Origin of the sequence: Mycobacterium sp. 1465703.0, assembly GCF_001672975.1 — a bacterium.
Taxonomy (GTDB): domain Bacteria; phylum Actinomycetota; class Actinomycetes; order Mycobacteriales; family Mycobacteriaceae; genus Mycobacterium.
The window spans coordinates 38,694-58,505 of sequence record NZ_LZKU01000143.1 but is presented as its reverse complement, the minus strand read 5'-3'; the positions used below and the strand labels follow the sequence as shown (position 1 = coordinate 58,505).

Sequence of the window (19,812 nt, the reverse complement as noted above, 5' to 3'; positions counted from 1 at the left end):
ATTTGCGAGGTTCCTCGGCGTCGTGCAGAGGCAACCCTGATGGTGACCACTGGGGCTTGAGCGATGCCTGAGACCTCTGTGACGAATCAACCGAAACCATCCCCCGACACCCCACGCGCCGGACGCCGATTGTCTCCGGCGTGCCATATCTTGGATCGTCCGAGAGATGACCGATCACGACGGAGGGCACGTGCTGGACGACGACACCACGCTGTCGCCTGCCGACCTGCTCGAGTTCAATCGTGACCTGCAAGGCTCGCCGACGATCCGGCTGCTCGCCACGTTGAATCTGAACCTCTATGCGACCCTGATGGAGCGCCGGCTCAGCGGCGGCGTGGTCCCCGAAACCGACCTCGTGGTACGCCTCGAACGCGACCTCGCTGAACTCGGTCAGGCCGGTGAGCAGTCCGGTCTGGCCCTGATCAAGTCCTGGGCCAGTCAGGGTTGGCTGCACCGGGTGGCCGACCAGCGGTCCGGCGTGGAACGCAACCTGTGTTACCTGACTCAGGAGGCGCGCCGCGCGCTCGACTTCCTCCGCGGCATGCGCCGCCAGGACACCATCGCCACCGGCGGCTCGATCAACGGCATCGCGTCCCGGCTCAAGCAGGTTGCGCTGCGGGTCGGCAATGATCCCAACCGCATCCGCGCCGGCATCGAAGCCGAAATCGCCGCGCTACAAGCCGAACTCGACGCATTGGAGCAAGGCATCAGCGCAGAGGAGCGCAGCCACGATGTCGACCTCACCGACGCCTACGACGAAGCGCACGCCATCGCCCTGCAGATGGAGCGCCTGATCACCGACATCGGCCAGTACGGGACCATGATCGAACGGGCCACCGCGGCCCTTGACGACCCGATCGACAGCAACGTCGAATACCGCGACCGGCAGCGCCGCATGTACGCCGACTATGAGGCAGCCTGGGACTCCCAGGGCCGCGACTCGCACCGCGCCTTCCTGCGGATGATCAACGACCCCGACCAACGCGCCGAGTTCGAAGCCGACGTCGCGGCGGTCGCCGAAGCCCTGCCGGCCCTCGACCCGGCGCTGCGCAAGGTGATGGCCGGCTTCTTCGAATTGGTCGGTCACCAGATCGACGAAGTGGAACGCATCCAGCAGCGCTGTGCGCAGCGTGTCAAACGGTTCACCGCGTTCGGCACCCTCGAACAGAGCCGCGGCGTGGCCCGTCAGCTCAATGAGGCCATCGGCGCCGCCCGCAACCTGCTCAAGGCATCGCTGACCGACTCCCGGCTGGACATCGAACTCCCCCTGGCCCGCCACGCGTTCAGTTCGGTTGGCGCACTGAGCTTTCGGATCGGAGACTTGTCCAACCCGAAGCCCGCCCAGATCGCTGAGGGCGAGGTGGACCTGACCAGCTTCGCCGCGCTGACCACCCAAGTCGACGCACCCGCGATGTCTGAGATGATCAACAACGCGATCAGCTCCGGGGCGAAACTCTCCCTCCCGGACGCGGTCGCCATGCTCGATTCGGCCTACCTCGGCCACGTCATCGTGCTGTGGTCCTGGGCGCTCAAACAACCGGAATCCGCGCAGGTTTCCGAGTCGGTCACGGTCCGCTTTCAGTCCCTCGACGGGCGCGACCGCGAAATGGAGGTACCGCACTTGATGTTCACCGAACCGGTGTCCACCTTGCTGGGAGCAACCGCGTGACCGTCGAAGAAACCGTCGACTACCGCGGGTTCTCCGCACTCCCCCAGGTGGACCAGACCGCGCGCGCCCCGCACCAGCGTCGACCCCGGTTCGACGGCGACGTGTCCGAGTTACCCGACCGGGCCTGCTGGGCGCTACAGCAGCTGCTGACCCGCCGCTACCTCAGCGCCGAAGCCGACCGCGACGTCTACACCTGGGTGCTGGAATACCGCGCCCAACTGTGTGTGAGGCTGTCGGAACTGGATTTGTTGCTGCGCATCGTCGAGGGCGCCTCCGAGACCGACGGGGTCGCGTTCGTCGAACAGGCCCGTTACGAATCCTCGCGGGGGGTAAAGCTTTTGCGCCGCGAGCCGCTGGGCACCTACGACTCGATCCTGGCGCTGCACCTGGCGCAGATGATGCGCGCCTCGGGTGATCAGGCCGTGGTGATCAGCCGCGACGAAATGCACGGGCTGTTTTCCGGCGTGCTCAACGATGTCGACCGCGATGCCGTCACATTCAGTGCACGCATCGACGGCGCGATCGCTCGGCTTGCCTCCCTGGAGATCCTGCGCGCCACTCGAGACGACGAGAACAGCTACACCGTCAGCCCGGTCCTCAACGCCGTCATGACCGCGTCGGTCATCACCGAGCTACAGCAGCAGTTCGAGGTTCTCCTGGGCGGCAGCATCCCCGCGCAGCAAGGCCGGGACGACGAGGAGGAACACCAGGATGACTGAACAGTTTCACCTGTCGCGGCTGCAGGTCATCAACTGGGGTGTCTTCGACGGGTATCACTCCATCGGGTTCAGCGAGGGCGGCGCACTGATCGCCGGCGCCTCTGGCAGCGGTAAATCCTCACTGCTGGACGCGATTTCGCTGGGGTTTCTGCCATTCAACCGGCGCAATTTCAACGCTTCCGGAGACAACACCGCCGCCGGGTCCAGCGCGGGCCGCCGGACCGTCGACAAATACGTCCGCGGCGCCTGGGGCCAGCGCAGCGAGGCCGGCACCAGCAAGGTCATGTATCTGCGCGGCGACGGCACCGCGTGGTCGGCGGTCGCGGTCACCTACCGCAGCAACACCGGCCGCACCGTCACCGGCCTGGTGCTCAAGTGGCTCACCGGCGAATCCCGATCGGACTCGTCCAGCCGGTTCGTGCTGGCCGACGGCGACCGCGACATCGAGAACGTCTGCAACCGGTGGGCCGCCGGCCGTTTTGACGTCGCGGTGTTCAAGGACGACTGGCGGTTCTCCACCAAGGTGGAGTCGCAGTATCTCGCCCAGCTGTATGCCACCATCGGGATCCGCGCCTCCGATGCCGCGCAACAGCTTCTCGGCAAGGCTAAATCGCTGAAAAGTGTTGGTGGCCTTGAGCAATTCGTTCGAGAGTTCATGCTCGACGAGCCCAGCAGCCTGACCCGGTTGCCCGAAGCGCTCAAGCAGATCGACCCGCTGGTCGACGCCCGTGAACTGCTGGCCGTCGCGCAGCGCAAACGCAAGATCCTCGGCGATATCGAGAAGATCCAGCAGCGTTACGCCTCAGAGTCCTCCGACCTGGGCATCATCGATCTGGTGGACCAGCCGATGGTGCGGGCCTACACCGATCACGTCCGGCTGGCGCAGTGTCCGGCGCAGATCGAATCGCTCGATGCCACCATCGACCAGCTTGGCAACGAATACGAGGACGTCACCCGCCAGCTCAATCTGGCCAAGGCCGAAGGTGATTCGCTCAACGCTCAGATCAGCGGATCCAGCACCAGCCTGGGCCCGCTGCAGTCGCAGGTGGCCGCCGCCGAAGCGCAGGCCGAGCAGGTGTCGCGTCGGCGCACCGCCTACGAAGCCATGCTCAGCATGCACGGTCTGGACATCCCGGACACCGCCGACGAATTCTGGAACCTGCGCGAGGAACTCAGCACGCGGGCCACCGAGGTGCTGGCCAAACTGGATCGCGGCCGGGAAGCCTCCACCGATGCCGAATACGCCCAGAAGGTCGCCCGCATTGCCCGCGACGATGCCGCCAAGGAACTCAAACGTGTCGAGCACGTCGGCTCGGCGCTGCCGGAGTTCGCGTTGGCGATGCGCGAACACATCTGCGCCGCCGTGGGTATCGACCCGGATGAACTGCCCTATATCGCCGAGCTGATGGACCTACGGCCCGAGCAGAGTCGCTGGCGCGTCGCCGTCGAAAAGGTGCTGCGCGGGGTGGGTCTGCGACTACTGGTACCCGACAGTCATTACCCGGCGGTGTTGCGGTTCGTCAACGAGACCAACATGGGCGGACGGCTGCAGCTGCATCACGTCCGTGCCAGGTTCGTCGGCGCCGAAGTCACCGAGGCCGAGCCGAACACATTGGCCGGCAAATTGTTTGTGGTCGACCGGACCCACGCCTGCGCCGCCGAAGCGGCCGACGTCGTCGCCGCCGCCGGTGATCACATCTGCGTCGACACCCCCGACGTCTTCCCCCGATTCCGGCGCGCCGTCACCGACACCGGCCTGTACAAGGACTCCGAGCGCCTGGCCATCAAGGATGACCGCCGGCCACTCAAGCAGGCCGACTACATCTACCAGGGCGACGTGGCCGCCAAGATCGACGCGCTCACAGTGGATTTGGCCAACGCCGAAGAGGCTTATCGCCGGGCCCGCAGCATCGCGGACGATATCGCCGCCGAGCGCCAACAATGGCGGGACCGGGCCGCAGCGTTCAAGGCGATCTGCGATCAGTTCGAGCAGTGGACCCACGTCGACACCGAGACCGCCGACGGGCATGCCGACCGGTTGCGCGAGCAGTTCGAGCTGCTGCTGGCCGACAATCCCGATATCGAGGCGCTCACCGCCCGCGCCGAGCAGTGCTGGGAGCAGATCCAGGCCCTGATGACACGTCGCGGCGCCATCCAGACCCGCCGCGACGACCTGGACGGTCGCCGTACCCAGCTGCTCGAGCTGCAGGAACGGCTCGCCCCGGCCTTCGTGTCCGAGCCGCTGACCGAGCTGCTGAATCGCTATGCCGCCGACGTGCCGGTGCCCCTGGACATGCTCAACCCCGAACCGCACCGCGACGCAGTCTTCACCGCGATCCGGCGCGAGCGCGAGCAACTACGCGAAAGCCGCAGGCGCTCATACGATGAGCTCGCGCGCATCCTCAACACGTTCGACACCGCCTTCCCCGACGCAATCCCCAATGACAGCGACGTATTCGACGAACGCGTACACGACTACGTCGCGTTGTGCCGCCACATCGATGAGCGAGAACTGCCCGACGCCTACGAGCGGATGATGCGACTGGTCACCGAGCAGGCGCCCGACGCCATCTTGACCCTGCACCGGGTCGCCGAACAGGAGGCTCGGCGCATCAGCGAGCAGATCGAACGCGTCAACACCGGCCTGGGTGCAGTGGAGTTCAACCGCGGCACCCGGCTTACGTTGCGCGCCACGTCGCGCAGCCTCACCGCCGTCGCCGAACTCACCGAGATCGTCCGGGCCATCTCGCGGCGCATCGCCGAAGTCGGCCTCGGCGACAAGCAGGCCATCTTGGACCAGTACGCCGACATCTTGCGGCTGCGCAACCGATTGGCGTCGACCGCACCCGAAGACAAGGCCTGGACCCGCGACGCCCTCGATGTCCGCAACCGGTTCACCTTCGACTGCGCCGAATGGGATGTCACCAGCGACGAGTTGATCCGTACTCACAGCAACTCGGGCGACAACTCCGGCGGCGAGCAGGAGAAGCTGATGGCTTTCTGCCTGGCCGGAGCCTTGAGCTTCAACCTGGCCAACCCGGAAAGTGCGGACAACAAACCGGTATTCGCCCAGCTGATGCTCGATGAGGCGTTCTCCAAGTCCGACCCGCAGTTCGCCCAGCAGGCTTTGCAAGCATTCCGCAAGTTCGGCTTCCAGCTCGTCATCGTGGCCACCGTGCAGAACGCGACCACCATCCAGCCTTACATCGACAGCGTGGTGATGGTGTCCAAGCGCGAAGCCACCGGCCGCAACGCTCGCCCGGTGGCCAGCGTGACCACGAAGACGATCACGGATTTCACCGCGCTGCGCCACGAAATGCGAACATCGGCCACACTGGTTCCAGCCGGGGTCTAACGCAAGCCGCCAAGGCGTGCTCGCCGGCGAACGCCTTCTTGGATCGGTAGCCAAGCAAAAGCGCAAAAATTTCGTGAGTTTCGGCGTTAAATGCCCGATAACAGCGAAAGGACACTGCTGTGCACACGACCAAGACCCTGATGATGAAAGTGGTTGCCGCGGGAGTGTTGTCGGCGGGCGCAGTGCTGGGCGGAATGGGGTTCGGCGTAGGAGCCGCGCAGGCGCAGCCCGGCTATGCACCGCTGGTGCATGGCTTCCCGCCAGAAGACGGGCCAGTACCGCCGGGCGCCAGCGGGCCGTACACCTGTTGCCCCGGGGAGGAAAAAACCGGCCTTCACCCGCAGACCGGTCGCGGATGTCCGGGAACGGAGGTTCATTGGGACGCCGGTCAGTGCCACACCTGGTATGGCGTCGTCTGGGGGCACGGAAACGTCGCTCCGGGTATCTGGGAGGGAGACGGCCCACCGCCGCCCGAGGCGATGCAGAAGCCATGGTGCGGGTTTCCGTTCATGTGCTCAGGAACACCGTAGAACCACAGCGTCAACGACGCTGGGACAACCCAGCCGAATCGGCATGTCCCCCAGTCGAATCGGGTGTAGTCGTCTATCTGCGCCGACCGAACGCAGCGGATTCTGGCTTGCGTGGTTGGATAGCCGGCGCTTGGGTCCTGCGGCTCGCCCACCACGCACGCAAGGCCTGAGCATCGATCGGCTCGGTGGGGTCGTCAAAGGGCGATGGTGCGGTATACAGCATGGCGCCTTCGTTCGCTGAATATTGTAGACGGGAACGTCCACTATTAGCTATGAGCATACTATGCAAAGCCAAGAAGCGCTATTGCCGGCAAGCGATTCATCGCCAGCCTCGTTTTCGTACTAGCCGGCCGGCGGTACCGCCGGCGGCCGGCATTCGTTGGCACCCGGATCCCACCACCAGCCGTTGTCGCATGCGAGCGGTTGCGGCCCGACGCCAAGGGGGCGGCATACATTGGCCGTCGGGTCCCACCACTGGCCCGGGTCGCATGCCAATGGTTGCGGCCCGACCCCGAGCGGGCGGCAGACCTTGGCGGTCGGGTCCCACCACTCGCCGTCCCCGCAGTCGGCCTTGCTCACTGCCGGCGTCGCGATCGTCACGGCCGCCATCGTCGCGAACGCGATCGAGACGATGACTGAAAGTTTGCGAATTAACATGCTCATTTCGGGCCTCCCCTCCTGCTAATCCATATCGAACCCAGTTGTGGCACGCCGGTCAAGATCATCGTGCGAGTGGCGAATAGTTGTGCGGAGGCCGTGGTGTCCGATGAATTCCGGAGACTTCTTCGGTCAGACCTTCCAGGTGAACCAATCGAGAGCGAAGGTGGATCCTATGCACGCCCAATACACGGCTCTGCCGCCGGTCGTCGATCGCCAAACCTGGCGCGCCGCGCTCGACGAACTGCGCAAACGTGAGAAGGCCGCCACCCGGGAATTGGATGCGATAGCGGCCCAGCGGCGGCGTCTGCCGATGGTCGAATTGGCCGACTACACCTTGATCGGTGCGGCCGGCCCCATCCGCTTGGTCGATGTGTTCGACGGCCACTCACAGCTAATCGTCTACCACCACATGTGGTCCGACGGCGCAGAGTGGCAGTGCGGTGGGTGCACGGGCTTCACGTCCCAGTTCACCCGACTGGAGTTCCTCGACAACTACGACGCCCGCTTTGTCATCGTCACCAACGGACCGATCCAGGAAGCGCTCGCCTACAAGCACAAGACCGGCAACCGCATGGACTGGTACTCGTCGTCGGCGAGCACGTTCGGTGCCGACATGGACGCGCCGCCCGGCGGCGGCTTCGCCGTCAACGTGTTCTTACGTGTCCGCGACACCGTCTACCGAACGTGGCATACGAACGGGCGAGGCACCGAGCAACTCAGCCACTCCTTCGGGCTGATCGACATACTGCCGTGGGGCCGCCAAGAGGAATGGCTCGATTCGCCCGCGGGTTGGCCCTCGCGGCCCACCTACTCCGGATGGCTCGACTCCCCCGCCATCGCAGCCGCATATGGACCGAGTGAGGACCAATCATGAACGCCACCGCCGAACGTTACGTCGTCACCCGCACCATCGCCGCCTCTGCGGCCGAGATTTTCGCTGTGCTCGTCGATCCGTCCCGCCACCAGAACACCGAACCCACCGATTGGGTGCGTAGCGCGGTGGACGCTGCTCCGATTACCGGGGCGGGACAGATGTTCGCGATGAATATGTACCTCACTCAGGCGGGCGGCGACTACGTCACATACAACCTGGTCAATGTGTTCGAGAAGGACCGTGCCATTGGTTGGATGCCCGGGGTGCTGGATGAGGCCGGCCACCACACCCCCGGGGGTTGGTTCTGGCGTTACGATCTCACTCCGAACGGTGAACGCACGGATGTCACCCTCACTTACGACTGGAGCGGCACGCCGCAGACTTTTCGGGACCGCGTTGGAGCGATGCCCATTTTCGCTGAGGATTACCTCGTCGCGTCGCTGGCGGCTCTGGAGCGATCGGCGCAGGCTGGCATACCAGAACGCCGATAAGTCTCTGCCCCAACGGATTTCGGACCGGTGTCCCGTCCGTCGGAGTACGGCGGATCCGGTCGATCCAGTTCTGCGTTACTTCGGCGCGGCGTTGATTGACCCCAACGGAGCCCTCACGCATGACGCAGCGAGGACAGACCGTATCTGGTCGATCTGGAAGTTCGCTTGCAGGCATTAAATCTGCTGTGGCGCAATGATATAGCCAAACACCGCAGCCACAGCGCGGGCTGCACTGTCGCGTTACCCGTCGGCGTCGGAGTTGTTCCAGCCTTCGACACGGGCACCGACAGGGCGCACACTTGTCAAATGGAGGTACGTCATTTCATCGCCATCGCGCTGACCGCACCGCCTCTGCAGCCGCCGCAATCCCAGCGCCGGATTCAGGCGTCGGCGTCACCGCGGTCGGCGTGATGGCGCCCGAGCCGCGCCGCCGGTTGAACGGTCTCTCGGAGGTACGCGCGTTCTTTCACACCAACACCGTGCCGCTGTACTTCATCTCGCCGACGCCATTCAACCTGCTGGGCATCGACCGCTGGATACAGAACTTCTTCTACCTGACCTACTTTGACTCGTTCGAGGGCACGCATTCGCGCGTGTTCGTGCCTCGGCGACGTGACCGCCTTGATTTTGAGTCCATGGGCGATGTGTGCAATCACCTTCTGTCGGATCCCGAGACGCTCGAGTTCATCGCCGGCCGAGGCCCCGGGGGCAAGGCCTGCTTCGTAATGCTGGAGGAAGAGACTCAGGCCCTGGCGCGTCAGGCAGGCCTCGAGATCATGCATCCGCCGGCGGAACTGCGTAAGCGACTGGGCTCGAAGACCGTCATGACCCGCCTCGCCGACGAGGCGGGCGTACCGAGCGTGCCGCACGTGATCGGGCGGGCCGGCTCCTACGACGAGCTGTTGGCGCTTGCCCACAATGCCGAATTGGGGGACGACCTCGTCGTCTCGATCCCGTACGGCAACGCCGGCAGCGGGACGTTCTTCGTGCACGGCCCGCGCGACTGGGACCAGCATGCCGGTGACCTGACCGCGCACCAAGAAGTCAAGGTGATGAAGCGCATCCGCAATGTCGAGGTGTGCCTCGAGGGTGCCGTGACCCGGCACGGCACCGTGATCGGCCCCGCGATGACGAGTCTGGTCGGTTATACGGAGCTGACTCCGCACCGAGGCAGCTGGTGCGGCAATGACATCTGGCGCGAGGTGCTGCCACCCGAGCAGACGCATGCCGCGCGAGAAATGGTGCGAAAGCTCGGCGACGTCATGCGCCGTGAGGGTTACCGCGGTTACTTCGAGGTGGACCTCCTGCATGACCTCGACTCCAACGAGCTCTACCTGGGCGAGGTGAACCCGAGGCTGTCCGGCGCCAGCCCGATGACGAACCTGACGACTGAGGCCTACGCCGACATGCCGTTGTTCCTCTTTCATCTGCTCGAGTACATGGACGTGGAGTACGAGCTGGACATCGATGAGATCAACGCGCGCTGGGAGCGGGGGTACGGCGAGGACGAGGTGTGGGGACAGGTGATCATCACCGAAACCTCGCCCGGCGTCGAGCTCTTCACCGCGACACCACGCACCGGGGTATGGCGCATCGACGACGACGGGCGTGTCTCGTTCGCGCGGTCCGCCAATGACTGGGCCACGCTGCTCGACGGGTCGGAGGCCTTCTATATGCGGGTCGCGGCGCCTGGCGACTTGCGCTCGGAGGGCGCACAACTCGGCGTGCTGGTCACCCGCGGCCACCTGCAAAGTGATGACTACCAGCTCACCGACCGCTGCCGGCGATGGGTCAAGGGCATGAAGGCGAAGTTCATTTCAACGCCGCTGGCGCCCGCCGCGCCAATCGTCTCGCGGCTCGTCGCACGAGCGTGAGCAGCGGCCGCAGCGTCCCAGCCGGTATCTCACTGGACAACTGGCTCTCCGAGCCATATTCGCATTGGTCATTTCAACACGTCGAAGACTTCGTGCCGACCGCGGTGATCTCACGCGGGACCGGGCCGGTCGCGGAGTTGCCCGCAGTCGCTGCTCCGATCGCCGATATCCCCGTGACAGCCACCGACGGGGCACTCACCACCGTCGGCGCGGTGATGGCGGGCACCGGTACCGACGGATGGGCCGTCGCCCACCGCGGGTCGATGGTGGCCGAGGAGTACTTCGACGGCATGGGGCCCCAGACCCGGCACCTGCTGTTCTCGGTGAGCAAGTCGCTGGTTGCTGCCGTGGTGGGTGCGCTGCACGGGGCAGGTGCGATCGAGCTTGATGCGCCGGTTACGAAATACGTTCCCGCGCTGGACAACTGCGGCTACGCCGGCGCGACGGTGCGCCACCTGCTGGACATGAGATCGGGTATCGACTTCTCAGACGATTACCTGCACCCGACCGCGCACATACACGTTCTCGACCAGGCGATGGGGTGGGCACCCAGGAGCGGCCCCGACGTCCCGTCCACGCTGCGTGAGTTCCTGCTGACCTTGCGGCAGAAGTCGGCTCATGGCGGCCCGTTTCAATATCGCTCGTGTGAAACCGACGTGGTCGGCTGGGTCTGCGAGGTCGCGGGTGACCGGCGGATGCCGGAACTGATGTCGGAACTGGTGTGGAGCCGCATCGGTGCCCAGTGCGAAGCCACCATCGGCGTGGACGCGGACGGCACCGGATTCTTCGACGGCGGCATCAACGCTTGTCTGACCGACATGATCCGGTTCGGGGTGCTGTTCTTGCACGACGGTGTCTCGTTGACTGGTGAGCAGGTGGTGCCGGCGGCGTGGATCGCCGACACTCTCGACGGCGGTCCCGACTCACGCCAGGCGTTCGCGGACAGCCCTGACGACAACCAAATGCCCGGCGGGATGTACCGCAACCAAGTGTGGTTCCCCTACCCGGGCAGCAATGTCGTGTTGTGCCAAGGCATGTGCGGACAGATGATCTACGTCAACCGCGCCGCGGAAGTGGTCGCGGCCAAGTTGTCCACCCAGCCCGACTCGCAGGATCCGCAGACGCTGTCGGACACGCTGCGCGCATTCGATGCGGTGGCACGCGAATGGGCCGGCATCACTGGTTAGCCCGCCCGCCTAGCCGAGAATTTCGACGAGCCGCTTTGTAAAACGTTGGCTATTCTGCATGTGCCTCTGCGTTGCATCAGCACACTTTTGGCGGCCTTGAATCGCGCCACGGAGATCAGAAGGGAATCGAATGCCCTCACCTCGTTGGCCGGCCGTGCTTGCCTTGCCCCTCATGGCTGCCGCTGCGCTGGTCGCCACCGCCGGCGTCGCCGCGGCCACCCCGCAAGATGACGCCTACCTCGCGCAACTGCGCGCCGCCGGTCTCACCTGGCCGCCGAAGACCGACGAGGCGCTGATCGCCGAGGCGCATGACGTGTGCTACGACCTCACCTGGGGTTGGACGCCGCAACAGATCGCCGACGACCTGCACGCCCGGTTGGACACCAAGGGCGTGACATTGTTGGACGTCGGAAGCCTGGTCAACGCCGCCCACTCGATTTATTGCCCCGGCAATGTCTGCGACGCCCCCAGCCTTTGCACCTGAGGACCCCCGGCGAGCAACGCGTTGAGTGGCTGTACCGTGACGGCCGTGAAGTCTTCCTGGATGTATTCCGCCGTCGCGCTCGCCGCTTCTGCCGCGGCAACCGTTATGACGCTCACCGGAGCGGGCACGGCCACCGCGGCCGGTTCGTGCCCAACCGCGGCGCCGCAGAACGGTGGAACGCCGGACTGGACACTGAGCGGTACCACCGGCAGCGTCGCGGTGACCGGATCCACGGACACGACGGCCCCGCTGGTGAACGTGACCGCACCCTTCAGCGTGAGCCAGACCCAGGTGCACACGCTGCACGCCGGAGATGGACCGGTGGTCTCGAACATCGCCAAGGTCTCCGTGTGCTACATGGGCGTCAACGGACGCGACGGGTCGGTGTTCGACAGCAGCTACCAGCGCGGCGCGCCGGTCGACTTCCCGCTTACCGGAGTGGTGCCGGGCTTCCAGAAGGCCATCGCCGGCCAAAAGGTCGGGTCCACGGTCGCCGTCGCCATGGTTCCTGCCGACGGCTATCCCGAAGGGCAGCCCAGCGCGGGAATCCAGCCAGGCGACTCGCTGGTTTTCGCGATCAAGATCCTCAGCGCCGCCGGCTGATTCGGCCCGCCACATCCCTTGTGCCGCTGGTCAATTGCCCAACGGCGCGAACATGAGCGCGGGATCGATGCCGAGCTGTTGAGCGACGTGAGAGGTGTCCCAATACTCTCGCCAGTGGGTGATCGCACCGTCGCGAACCTCGAACTGCGCCGTGACATGGAACGTCACGGCGACGCCGTTCATGGCGTTCACGTCGACGCGCTCAACGACAACGGTGTCGCCGTCGGAGACAATCGTGCGGATTTCGCTGCCCTCGATCATGCCCGTGGACAAGTTTTTGTGCTTCTCGAGTTCTGCGCGCGCGGCGTCACGTCCCCGAACGACCGGCGACAGCGGCACATGGAGTTGCCAAACAAAGTCCTCGGCCATGAGCGCGGTCATCGCGTCGATGTCCATGCTCTGGCCGTAAGCGGCATGTACGAAATCGAGCACGAGCTTTTCGTTGTCATTTTTGGCCGCAATGCTTTTCGCCATCGCACTGTCCTCTAGGTGTTATCGCAATCCAATCGCTATCTGTCGAACTGTAGATGGCCGCCGGCGGATTAGGCGCCCTTCGATTGAAATAGCAGCCGGGTCGCGACAGGTCAGGGGCGGTGCAGCGTGATGATGGGGACGTCGTCGTCGGTATGGCCCGACGCCATCGGCGTCCAGATGTGTGCCGCCACTCTGGACCAGGTCAGCCGCGGTTCGCACTCCGGGCAGACTTGCCCGCACCGATTTCCCCACGCGCTCAAGAAACTTCCCCCGCCAGCATCACTCGCGCGCCGGCTCTGATTGCATCGGCTGCGGTAACCACCGCCTTCGCGATCACCAATGTAATCTGAGCAGGTCATGTGCCCGGTCGCCGTCTCAACCAGCCGCCGTCTGTCGGTCGCGATGAAGGAGGGCTCGGCGGCCGAACACGACGCCGCCGAGCAGAGCCCCTTCATGTCCGAACTGCTGGCGGGCCGGATCGGGGCGGCTGGCTATTCGGCCTACTTGCTGCGGCTGCGCGTGGTCTACGCCGCCCTGGAGAAGGCCGTGCGGGGCCGCCGTGACGACTCGATGGTCGCGGCGGTCTACGACCCCGCGTTGGAGCGCCTGACGGCTATCGATGCCGATCTCGATTATTGGCTGCCCGACGGTGCCGCACGCGACGTCGACTCCCCCGCCGCTGCGGCCTACGCGCAGCGGCTCGATGCCCTCAGCTGGGGTGGTGAACTGGTGGCCCACCACTACACGCGCTATCTCGGGGACCTCTCCGGAGGCCGGGGCATCGGCAAAATCATGGATCGCACGTATGACCTTCGCGGCGCCGGTCTTGCGTTCTACGAATTTCCGGTGCGGCCCAAACCATATAAAGATGCCTACCGCAAACGTCTTGATGAGCTTCGCACCGACGCCGCCGAAATCGATCGGATAGTCGGCGAGGTGAAAACCGCCTTCGGCCTGAACCAAGCAATCTTCGATGAACTGGCCGACAACGTCGCGGATCATCAGCACTGAGCTCATCGGCTCCGTCAGACTTGGTTGAAGCCGCCGTCGGCGGTCACCGTGGATCCAGTGCTGAAGCTGGACAGATCGCTGGCCAAAAACACTGCAGCATTGGCGATCTCGGTCGGATCGGCGAAGCGGCCCAGCGGAATCGTGGCGATGCGTCCCGCCCGGAACTCGTCGACCGAAGCATCGGGATCGGTCTGCGCGGCCAGTGTGTCGCTTCCCGGAGTGGCGGTGGATCCGGCCACGATGACGTTGACTCGGATGTTGCGGTCGGCGAGTTCACTCGCCCAGGCCCGGGCCAGTGATCGGACGGCCGCCTTGGTGGCGGCGTAGATACTCAGCCCGGCGCGCCCGCGGTCGGCGGTGGTGGAGCCGGTCAGGATGATCGAGGCGCCGTCGTTGAGCAGCGGCAGCGCTTTCTGAACGGTGTGGACGACTCCCTTGACGTTGGTGGTCAGCAGCACGTCGAGGTCGTCGTCGGTAATCTCCCCCAGCCGTGCCACCCTCGTCGATCCGGCGTTGGCCATCACGATGTCGAGGTTATTCCCGGCGGCCGCGACTTCGGCGTACAGCCGGTCCAGGTCCGCCGGTGATCCGACATCGCCGGGCACGGCAGTAGCGCGGGGCCCCAATTGCTTTGCGGCATGGTCGAGTTCGGCCTGGCGTCGGCCGGTGATGAATACCCGGCGGGCGCCTTCGTCAAGGAACCGCTGCGCGGTGGCCAGCCCGATGCCAGAATTGGCGCCGGTGATGACCGCCGTTTTATGGTCGAGCAATCCCATTGCGTTCTCCTGAGGTCGACGCGGCTAAAGCCTGGTGAGTCCCGCTGCGCAACGGGCTATTTGGCCGGTTTCGCCCGCCGCCAGATCAGGCGTCCGTTGCGGAGCTTGCCTTTGATCAGCACGGGCTCGGCGGGGCCGAGCTGCAAGCGGTCATCGCCGACTTGCGCTGCACGGTATTGTGTTCCGCCGATCCAGTTGGGCAGCAGGCTGACGTCTACGTGGTGGGCGATAACGCCGTCGTCGAGAACGCTGTACGGTCCGGCGTAGGCCAGATATCCCCTGGCCGCCGCCGCCAATTCGTCGTTGTCCGCGAGCTGAAGATCGCCGCGGGCAACCGGCGCGCGGTCGGCGCGCATGATCTGGGCGGACATGCAGCCGTCCGCGGTGTACATGATGATTCCGCGGGCGTCGGTTCCCAGCGGGTGACGCACGTTTGAACCATCCACGTCGGAGCTCTGGTAGGACTCCAACGCCCAAGCCCCGACCAGGTATTCACGTAGCCCCTGCGCGGTAAGTGTGGTCATCCTCGCCACCCCTCCGTGATGTGTTATCACCGTTTGACTCCCGCGACATTAAATCCGCGCGTCGCCGACGCATCGATAATGCCGTTCATCACCTGCGCCAACGACATCGGCCCCTGCGTCGGGAGAGGTGAACGCGCTACAGCCGCGGAGAACGGCCATCATCCGCCGACAAGTTCGCACCCGAACTATTGTCTGCAGCATGATCGCCGCTTGGATCGTTTCGCCGTGGTCGGTGCGCCGCTCGCCGCGGGCAGCCGGTAGATCCGGGCGCTAGGGCCGGTACTGGCACATGGCGGCTACGGTCCTGGCGCTGGCCGGCCTGGCGTTTCTCGACTCGCTCAATGTGCTCAACGTGGGGGTAGTTTCGGCCGTCATCTTCGACAGCCGGCTCGGTCGTCGGTCACCACTTCCCGGTGCCCTGAGTTACGTGGCGGGCGTGTTCGCGGTGACGACCACTTTCGGCGTGTGCACGGTGTTGGGCATCGACTTCCTCAGCCAGGTATTCGACTTTCACCTCACGCCGGCGACTCGGTTTCGCGGTGAACTGCTGGTGGGCATCGTGCTGGTCGGTCTGGCTTACTTCCCGTTGACCGCACAATCCTCGGCACCCGGCTGGGCCTTGGCGGCCATGCGAGAACGTCCATGGCTGCTCGGATTCCTGGGGCTGGCGGTGGGCAGTGGCCAGGCTCCCACGGCCGTGCCCTACCTCACCGGCTTGGCGATGCTCGCCGCGCTGCACCCACGACCGCCGTTGTGGCCGTTGGCCATCATCGTCTACTGGGCGATCGCTCTCTCGCCGCCGATGCTGATTCTCGCGTTGTCGATGAGGAAGACCATGCGAGCCAAACGCATTCAGCGCAGGATCGTGCGTGCGCTCACCCGCTACGGCCCGATGTCGGTGCGACTGTTGTTCCTGGTTTTCGGGGTTGGACTCATCGCCGACGCACTGGTCAATCACAGCGCACTCTGGTGATGCACCAAACTTCTCATGTCATGCACAGCGAGCTGGATTACCTTGTCGCGTGTGACTAATCGTCAAGAGCGAGCAATGTCCTTCGGCTCCATCGCCGAGGATTACGACGGGCTGCGACCCCAGGCCCCGCAGCAGGCGGTGGACTGGTTGCTGCCCTCCGACTGCGACGTGGCGGTCGACGTGGGTGCGGGCACCGGACTGTTCACCCGAACGCTTGTCGGCAGGGCCGCACAGGTCGTCGCGGTGGAGCCCGATGCGCGGATGCGTGCGGTGCTTTCCGAGCGGTCCCCCGAGGTTCGTGCCGTGGCGGGCACCGGTGAGGCGATCCCCCTCCCCGACCATTCCGCGGATGCGGTGTTCGTTTCGTCGGCCTGGCACTGGATGGATCCCGAACGCGCCGTCCCGGAGATCGGCCGGGTCCTGCGTGACGGCGGGCGGTTCGGGCTGATCTGGACCAGTCGGGATCGCGATGTGGACTGGGTCCGCGACCTCGACCTGGCGCCCGGCGACGACACGGCCGAGGCGGATGCACCCGACCGGTTCCGCCGGCGTCACGAGAACGTCGTGCTGCCCGATCCACAGATCTTCCACAACATTGCCCGCGAGACGTTCGAGTTCGTGCGGACCATGCGAATCGCCGATGTCGTTGCGATGGTCGGGACGTACAGCCGGGTGATCATCGCCTCTCCGGATGACCGCGCACGGCGACTCGACAATGCCCGCGCGGTTCTGGCGGAGCGGTTCCCCGGCGCCGAGGCGATCGACATTCCCATGCAGTCCCGGTGCTGGCGCGCCGATCGGATCGCCCGCGGCCGGTAAGGGAGCCTCGCTTCCGCGCTTTCTTCCGGATGTCGTAGACAGCGTGGGGTTAACCGCGTAACTTCTGCGGCATTCACGTCAGGAGGAAGCGCATGTCGGTGCAATCCGTGTTGGACGAGGTACGCGAACGTCCCGGTACCGGTGACGTGATTCCGATCTTCGACCCCTCCACCGAGGAACAGATCAGCCACTTCACCGACTGTGGCACCGAAGCGGTCAACGAGGCGGTGGCCCGTGCGAAAGCCAGTGCCGAGTCCGGGATCTGGTCCGGAAAGCCCGACTACGAACGAGCCAAGATCCTGTGGCGGGTCGCCGACCTGATCGACGAGAACGCCGAGCTACTCGCCGAACTCGAAATGCTCAATGCCGGAATGTATCCCGCTCAAGCGGCAATGCAGGTGAAAATCGGCGCCGAATGGTTCCGCTATTACGCCGGCTGGTGTACCAAGATCGACGGCATCGCGCGCGACGTGAACACCGGCGGCCTGACCGGCGTCGACTCGCACATGCACACCTACACCGTGCGCGAACCCTACGACGTGGTGGGGCTCATCTTCCCGTGGAACGGCCCGGTCTTCAATTTCTGCGCCAAGCTCGCGCCGGCGCTGGCGGCCGGCTGTAACAGCGTGGTCAAACCCGCTGAGGAGACACCACTTTCAGCCCACATGCTGATGCGCCTGCTGGCCGAGGCCGGAGTCCCCGACGGGGTGGCCAACCTGGTCAACGGGTACGGGCACACCGTCGGCGCGGCGATCACCGCGCACCCCGACGTCGAAAAGGTCGCCTTCACCGGCTCGACCGAGGTCGGCCGCGCCATCGTGCACGCCTCGGCCGACAGCAACCTCAACAAAGTCACTCTGGAACTCGGGGGCAAGTCTCCGGTGCTGATCTTCGACGACGCGAAATTGAAGAAGGCGATCCCGATGTCGGCGTTCGGCACCTTCGTCCACTCCGGGCAGGCCTGCGTGTGCGGTTCCCGCATCCTGGTGCAGCGCGGTGTCTACGACCAGGTGGTCGAAGGCATGGCAATGGTCGCGAATGCGATGAAGATGGGCGGCCCCAAAGAAGAGGGCACCATGAGCGGTCCGCTGATCAGCCAGAAGCAACTCGATCGGGTGCTGGGTTACCTCGAGCAAGGCAGGTCCGATGGCGCCGAGATCGTCACCGGCGGGCACCGGCTCAACCGCAAGGGCTACTTCGTGCACCCCACCGTCGTCACCAACGTCGACCCCGACACCAGCCGGCTGTTTCAGGAGGAGATCTTCGGCCCGGTCGTCACGATCGTTCCGTTCGACGACGAGGACGAGGCCGTCGACTTGGCGAACAACAGCACCTACGGGCTGGCCGCCACGGTGTGGACCAAGGACCTCGGCCGGTCGCACCGGCTGGCCAAGCGGCTCAAGGCCGGAACCGTCGGACTCAACTGTGCCTTTCCGTACGACCACTCCATGCCATTCGGTGGCTACAAGCAATCCGGTTGGGGCCACGAATCCGGCAAGGCCGGCATCGAGACCTACCTACAGACGAAGATCGTCTGGGCGCAGATGTAGCTGCCTCAGGCCTGGGGCCCCTCCGGCGGCCAGACCGTCCCGGGCGACGCTTCGCCGGGACTTTCGTAATCGCCGCGAGACAGCGGCACCCACCGCTCGCTGGGCGCGGGCTGCTCCGCCGACGGGAAGTCCTCGAGCTTGCCCGATGGCTTGGCGTCCCACTTGGCGAACGTCAACGGTGTCTGCAGCCAGCAGTGCAGCAGGTTGTAGGCGGCCTCCAGCGAATCGATGTGGGTCCGTTCCCAGCCGTGACTGCCGTCGAGTCCGAAGCCGACCAGCGCGGCCCGGGTGTTGGCCCCGGCCTCGATAGCCGCCGCGGCGTCGGATCGGTAATAACGAAAAATGTCGCGGGCGTACTTGATTCCCTGCTCCTGGGCGAGCCGGCAGAGTTTGCGCGTCAGGTGGTAGTCGAACGGGCCGTGCATATCGGCCATCGGAATAGTCACGCCGTCCTCGAGGGAATGCTGGCCGGGGGCGCACACTGCGTTGTCCACCGAAACGAGCTCGGCGACGTCGGCGGGCAGGCCGTGGCTTGCTCCGTGGCCGACCTCCTCGGTGATGGTGACCAAGATCGTGGTGCGGTGTGGCAGAACCACTTTGTTCTCGGAGAAGTTCTTCGCCAGGGCGAGCGCGATCGCAACGCCCGCCTTCCCGTCCAGGTGACGCGAAACGATGAAACCGTCGGCGGTGAGCTCGGGGCTGGTGATCAACGCGACGAAGTCACCCACTTGCAAGCCGAGCCGAACCAGGTCCTCCCGCGTCGACACCTTGCGGTCGATGCGAACCTCGACGTGCTCCCAGTTGGTGGGCTGCGTGTCGATGCCGTCCCCGAACGCATGCCCACTCGCCTTGAGGGGCATGACCGTGCCGGTGATGAACTCGTCAGGATCGTCGATGAAGATGCGCACCCGCGCACCGGCGGCGAACCGCGCCGAAAACGTGCCCACCGGAACAATTTCCAGACGCCCGTTGTCCTTGAGCTCACGGACCATGCAGCCGATGGTGTCGGAGTGGACCACTACTGCCCGATCGGTGGTCGCGGACTCGCCCGGGAGTTCGGCCGTCAGCGCTCCGCGCCGGGTCAACGTGAATGGCACCCCGAAGTGATCGAAGATGTCGCCGATCACCTGCATCACGGCGTCCGTGCGTCCGGCCGGGCTCGGGGTCTGCAACAGCGCGAGCAGCGTGTCGATCATCCACGTGCGGTCGGCCTCGGCCATGCCCGCGGTTCGGCCCACG

19 protein-coding genes are annotated in these 19,812 nt (G+C 65.2%); 14 read left to right on the top strand and 5 right to left on the bottom strand.

What is annotated here, in order from left to right:
• The first annotated feature begins 166 nt into the window (after positions 1 to 166).
• The 4 genes from A5625_RS12850 (at position 167) to A5625_RS29105 (ending at position 6,273) form a co-directional block, all read left to right on the top strand.
• Positions 167 to 1,669, top strand: coding sequence for a DUF3375 domain-containing protein (locus A5625_RS12850; protein ID WP_066993903.1), 1,503 nt, complete (start codon positions 167 to 169; stop codon positions 1,667 to 1,669).
• Positions 1,666 to 2,388: a DUF4194 domain-containing protein gene (locus tag A5625_RS12845; protein WP_066993900.1), complete on the top strand. Its 723-nt coding sequence runs from the start codon at positions 1,666 to 1,668 to the stop codon at positions 2,386 to 2,388. Before A5625_RS12850 ends, A5625_RS12845 begins: the two co-directional genes overlap by 4 nt.
• Complete coding sequence (locus A5625_RS12840) at positions 2,381 to 5,743, top strand: ATP-binding protein (protein WP_066993894.1); 3,363 nt, start codon at positions 2,381 to 2,383, stop codon at positions 5,741 to 5,743. Before A5625_RS12845 ends, A5625_RS12840 begins: the two co-directional genes overlap by 8 nt.
• A 119-nt stretch (positions 5,744 to 5,862) precedes the next feature.
• A complete protein-coding gene (locus tag A5625_RS29105) occupies positions 5,863 to 6,273 on the top strand; it encodes a hypothetical protein (protein ID WP_156748173.1) in 411 nt (136 codons plus the stop codon).
• Between the two features lie 342 nt (positions 6,274 to 6,615).
• Here the strand turns inward: A5625_RS29105 and A5625_RS12835 are convergent, their stop codons facing one another.
• Positions 6,616 to 6,936 (bottom strand): hypothetical protein, encoded by a 321-nt coding sequence (locus tag A5625_RS12835; protein WP_066993891.1) that lies wholly within the window; start codon positions 6,934 to 6,936, stop codon positions 6,616 to 6,618.
• Between the two features lie 169 nt (positions 6,937 to 7,105).
• Here A5625_RS12835 and A5625_RS12830 point away from each other — a divergent pair, with 169 nt between their 5' ends.
• The 6 genes from A5625_RS12830 to A5625_RS12805 all read left to right on the top strand — a co-directional run bounded on the left by A5625_RS12830 (position 7,106) and on the right by A5625_RS12805 (position 12,446).
• Positions 7,106 to 7,807, top strand: a complete 702-nt coding sequence (locus A5625_RS12830) for a DUF899 family protein (RefSeq protein WP_066993943.1) — start codon at positions 7,106 to 7,108, stop codon at positions 7,805 to 7,807.
• Entirely contained in the window at positions 7,804 to 8,298 is a 495-nt protein-coding gene (locus A5625_RS12825; protein WP_066993888.1) for an SRPBCC family protein, read from the top strand. The genes A5625_RS12830 and A5625_RS12825 overlap by 4 nt, the downstream gene beginning before the upstream one ends.
• Positions 8,299 to 8,708: 410 nt before the next feature.
• On the top strand, positions 8,709 to 10,172 hold the full coding sequence (locus tag A5625_RS12820; protein WP_066993885.1) for a biotin carboxylase: 1,464 nt from the start codon (positions 8,709 to 8,711) through the stop codon (positions 10,170 to 10,172).
• Positions 10,169 to 11,359, top strand: coding sequence for a serine hydrolase domain-containing protein (locus tag A5625_RS12815; protein ID WP_066993881.1), 1,191 nt, complete (start codon positions 10,169 to 10,171; stop codon positions 11,357 to 11,359). Before A5625_RS12820 ends, A5625_RS12815 begins: the two co-directional genes overlap by 4 nt.
• A 172-nt stretch (positions 11,360 to 11,531) precedes the next feature.
• Positions 11,532 to 11,843, top strand: coding sequence for a DUF732 domain-containing protein (locus tag A5625_RS12810; RefSeq protein WP_066993878.1), 312 nt, complete (start codon positions 11,532 to 11,534; stop codon positions 11,841 to 11,843).
• A 60-nt stretch (positions 11,844 to 11,903) separates the two neighbouring features.
• Complete coding sequence (locus A5625_RS12805; RefSeq protein ID WP_232003641.1) at positions 11,904 to 12,446, top strand: FKBP-type peptidyl-prolyl cis-trans isomerase; 543 nt, start codon at positions 11,904 to 11,906, stop codon at positions 12,444 to 12,446.
• Positions 12,447 to 12,476: 30 nt separating this feature from the next.
• Here A5625_RS12805 and A5625_RS12800 read toward each other — a convergent pair whose 3' ends face one another.
• Entirely contained in the window at positions 12,477 to 12,920 is a 444-nt protein-coding gene (locus tag A5625_RS12800; RefSeq protein ID WP_066993872.1) for a nuclear transport factor 2 family protein, read from the bottom strand.
• A 357-nt stretch (positions 12,921 to 13,277) separates the two neighbouring features.
• On the opposite strand from A5625_RS12800, the gene A5625_RS12795 reads away from it, so the two are divergent.
• Positions 13,278 to 13,931 (top strand): heme oxygenase (biliverdin-producing), encoded by a 654-nt coding sequence (locus A5625_RS12795; protein WP_066993868.1) that lies wholly within the window; start codon positions 13,278 to 13,280, stop codon positions 13,929 to 13,931.
• A 14-nt stretch (positions 13,932 to 13,945) separates the two neighbouring features.
• On the opposite strand, the gene A5625_RS12790 is transcribed toward A5625_RS12795, so the two are convergent.
• Positions 13,946 to 14,707, bottom strand: coding sequence for an SDR family NAD(P)-dependent oxidoreductase (locus A5625_RS12790; RefSeq protein ID WP_066993865.1), 762 nt, complete (start codon positions 14,705 to 14,707; stop codon positions 13,946 to 13,948).
• Between the two features lie 56 nt (positions 14,708 to 14,763).
• Positions 14,764 to 15,231, bottom strand: coding sequence for a lipocalin-like domain-containing protein (locus A5625_RS12785; RefSeq protein WP_066993862.1), 468 nt, complete (start codon positions 15,229 to 15,231; stop codon positions 14,764 to 14,766).
• 289 nt (positions 15,232 to 15,520) lie between these two features.
• Between A5625_RS12785 and A5625_RS12775 the strand changes: the two genes are divergently transcribed.
• The 3 genes from A5625_RS12775 (at position 15,521) to A5625_RS12765 (ending at position 18,573) form a co-directional block, all read left to right on the top strand.
• Positions 15,521 to 16,204, top strand: coding sequence for a GAP family protein (locus tag A5625_RS12775; protein WP_066993856.1), 684 nt, complete (start codon positions 15,521 to 15,523; stop codon positions 16,202 to 16,204).
• Positions 16,205 to 16,255: 51 nt separating this feature from the next.
• Positions 16,256 to 17,023: a class I SAM-dependent methyltransferase gene (locus tag A5625_RS12770; protein WP_066993853.1), complete on the top strand. Its 768-nt coding sequence runs from the start codon at positions 16,256 to 16,258 to the stop codon at positions 17,021 to 17,023.
• Between the two features lie 92 nt (positions 17,024 to 17,115).
• Complete coding sequence (locus tag A5625_RS12765; RefSeq protein ID WP_066993850.1) at positions 17,116 to 18,573, top strand: aldehyde dehydrogenase; 1,458 nt, start codon at positions 17,116 to 17,118, stop codon at positions 18,571 to 18,573.
• Between the two features lie 5 nt (positions 18,574 to 18,578).
• On the opposite strand, the gene A5625_RS12760 is transcribed toward A5625_RS12765, so the two are convergent.
• Positions 18,579 to 19,811: an osmoprotectant NAGGN system M42 family peptidase gene (locus A5625_RS12760; protein WP_066993847.1), complete on the bottom strand. Its 1,233-nt coding sequence runs from the start codon at positions 19,809 to 19,811 to the stop codon at positions 18,579 to 18,581.
• Position 19,812 lies beyond the last annotated feature (1 nt).

Bases quoted from the DNA above. Each gene is read 5' to 3' on its own strand.
- A5625_RS12835 (WP_066993891.1), bottom strand. From the start codon at position 6,936: ATGAGCATGTTAATTCGCAAACTTTCAGTCATCGTCTCGATCGCGTTC.
- A5625_RS12800 (WP_066993872.1), bottom strand. From the start codon at position 12,920: ATGGCGAAAAGCATTGCGGCCAAAAATGACAACGAAAAGCTCGTGCTC.
- A5625_RS12830 (WP_066993943.1), top strand. From the start codon at position 7,106: ATGCACGCCCAATACACGGCTCTGCCGCCGGTCGTCGATCGCCAAACC.
- A5625_RS12790 (WP_066993865.1), bottom strand. From the start codon at position 14,707: ATGGGATTGCTCGACCATAAAACGGCGGTCATCACCGGCGCCAATTCT.
- A5625_RS12805 (WP_232003641.1), top strand. From the start codon at position 11,904: ATGTATTCCGCCGTCGCGCTCGCCGCTTCTGCCGCGGCAACCGTTATG.
- A5625_RS12820 (WP_066993885.1), top strand. From the start codon at position 8,709: ATGGCGCCCGAGCCGCGCCGCCGGTTGAACGGTCTCTCGGAGGTACGC.
- A5625_RS12825 (WP_066993888.1), top strand. From the start codon at position 7,804: ATGAACGCCACCGCCGAACGTTACGTCGTCACCCGCACCATCGCCGCC.
- A5625_RS12765 (WP_066993850.1), top strand. From the start codon at position 17,116: ATGTCGGTGCAATCCGTGTTGGACGAGGTACGCGAACGTCCCGGTACC.
- A5625_RS12840 (WP_066993894.1), top strand. From the start codon at position 2,381: ATGACTGAACAGTTTCACCTGTCGCGGCTGCAGGTCATCAACTGGGGT.
- A5625_RS12850 (WP_066993903.1), top strand. From the start codon at position 167: ATGACCGATCACGACGGAGGGCACGTGCTGGACGACGACACCACGCTG.
- A5625_RS12785 (WP_066993862.1), bottom strand. From the start codon at position 15,231: ATGACCACACTTACCGCGCAGGGGCTACGTGAATACCTGGTCGGGGCT.
- A5625_RS12810 (WP_066993878.1), top strand. From the start codon at position 11,532: ATGGCTGCCGCTGCGCTGGTCGCCACCGCCGGCGTCGCCGCGGCCACC.
- A5625_RS12795 (WP_066993868.1), top strand. From the start codon at position 13,278: ATGTGCCCGGTCGCCGTCTCAACCAGCCGCCGTCTGTCGGTCGCGATG.
- A5625_RS12775 (WP_066993856.1), top strand. From the start codon at position 15,521: ATGGCGGCTACGGTCCTGGCGCTGGCCGGCCTGGCGTTTCTCGACTCG.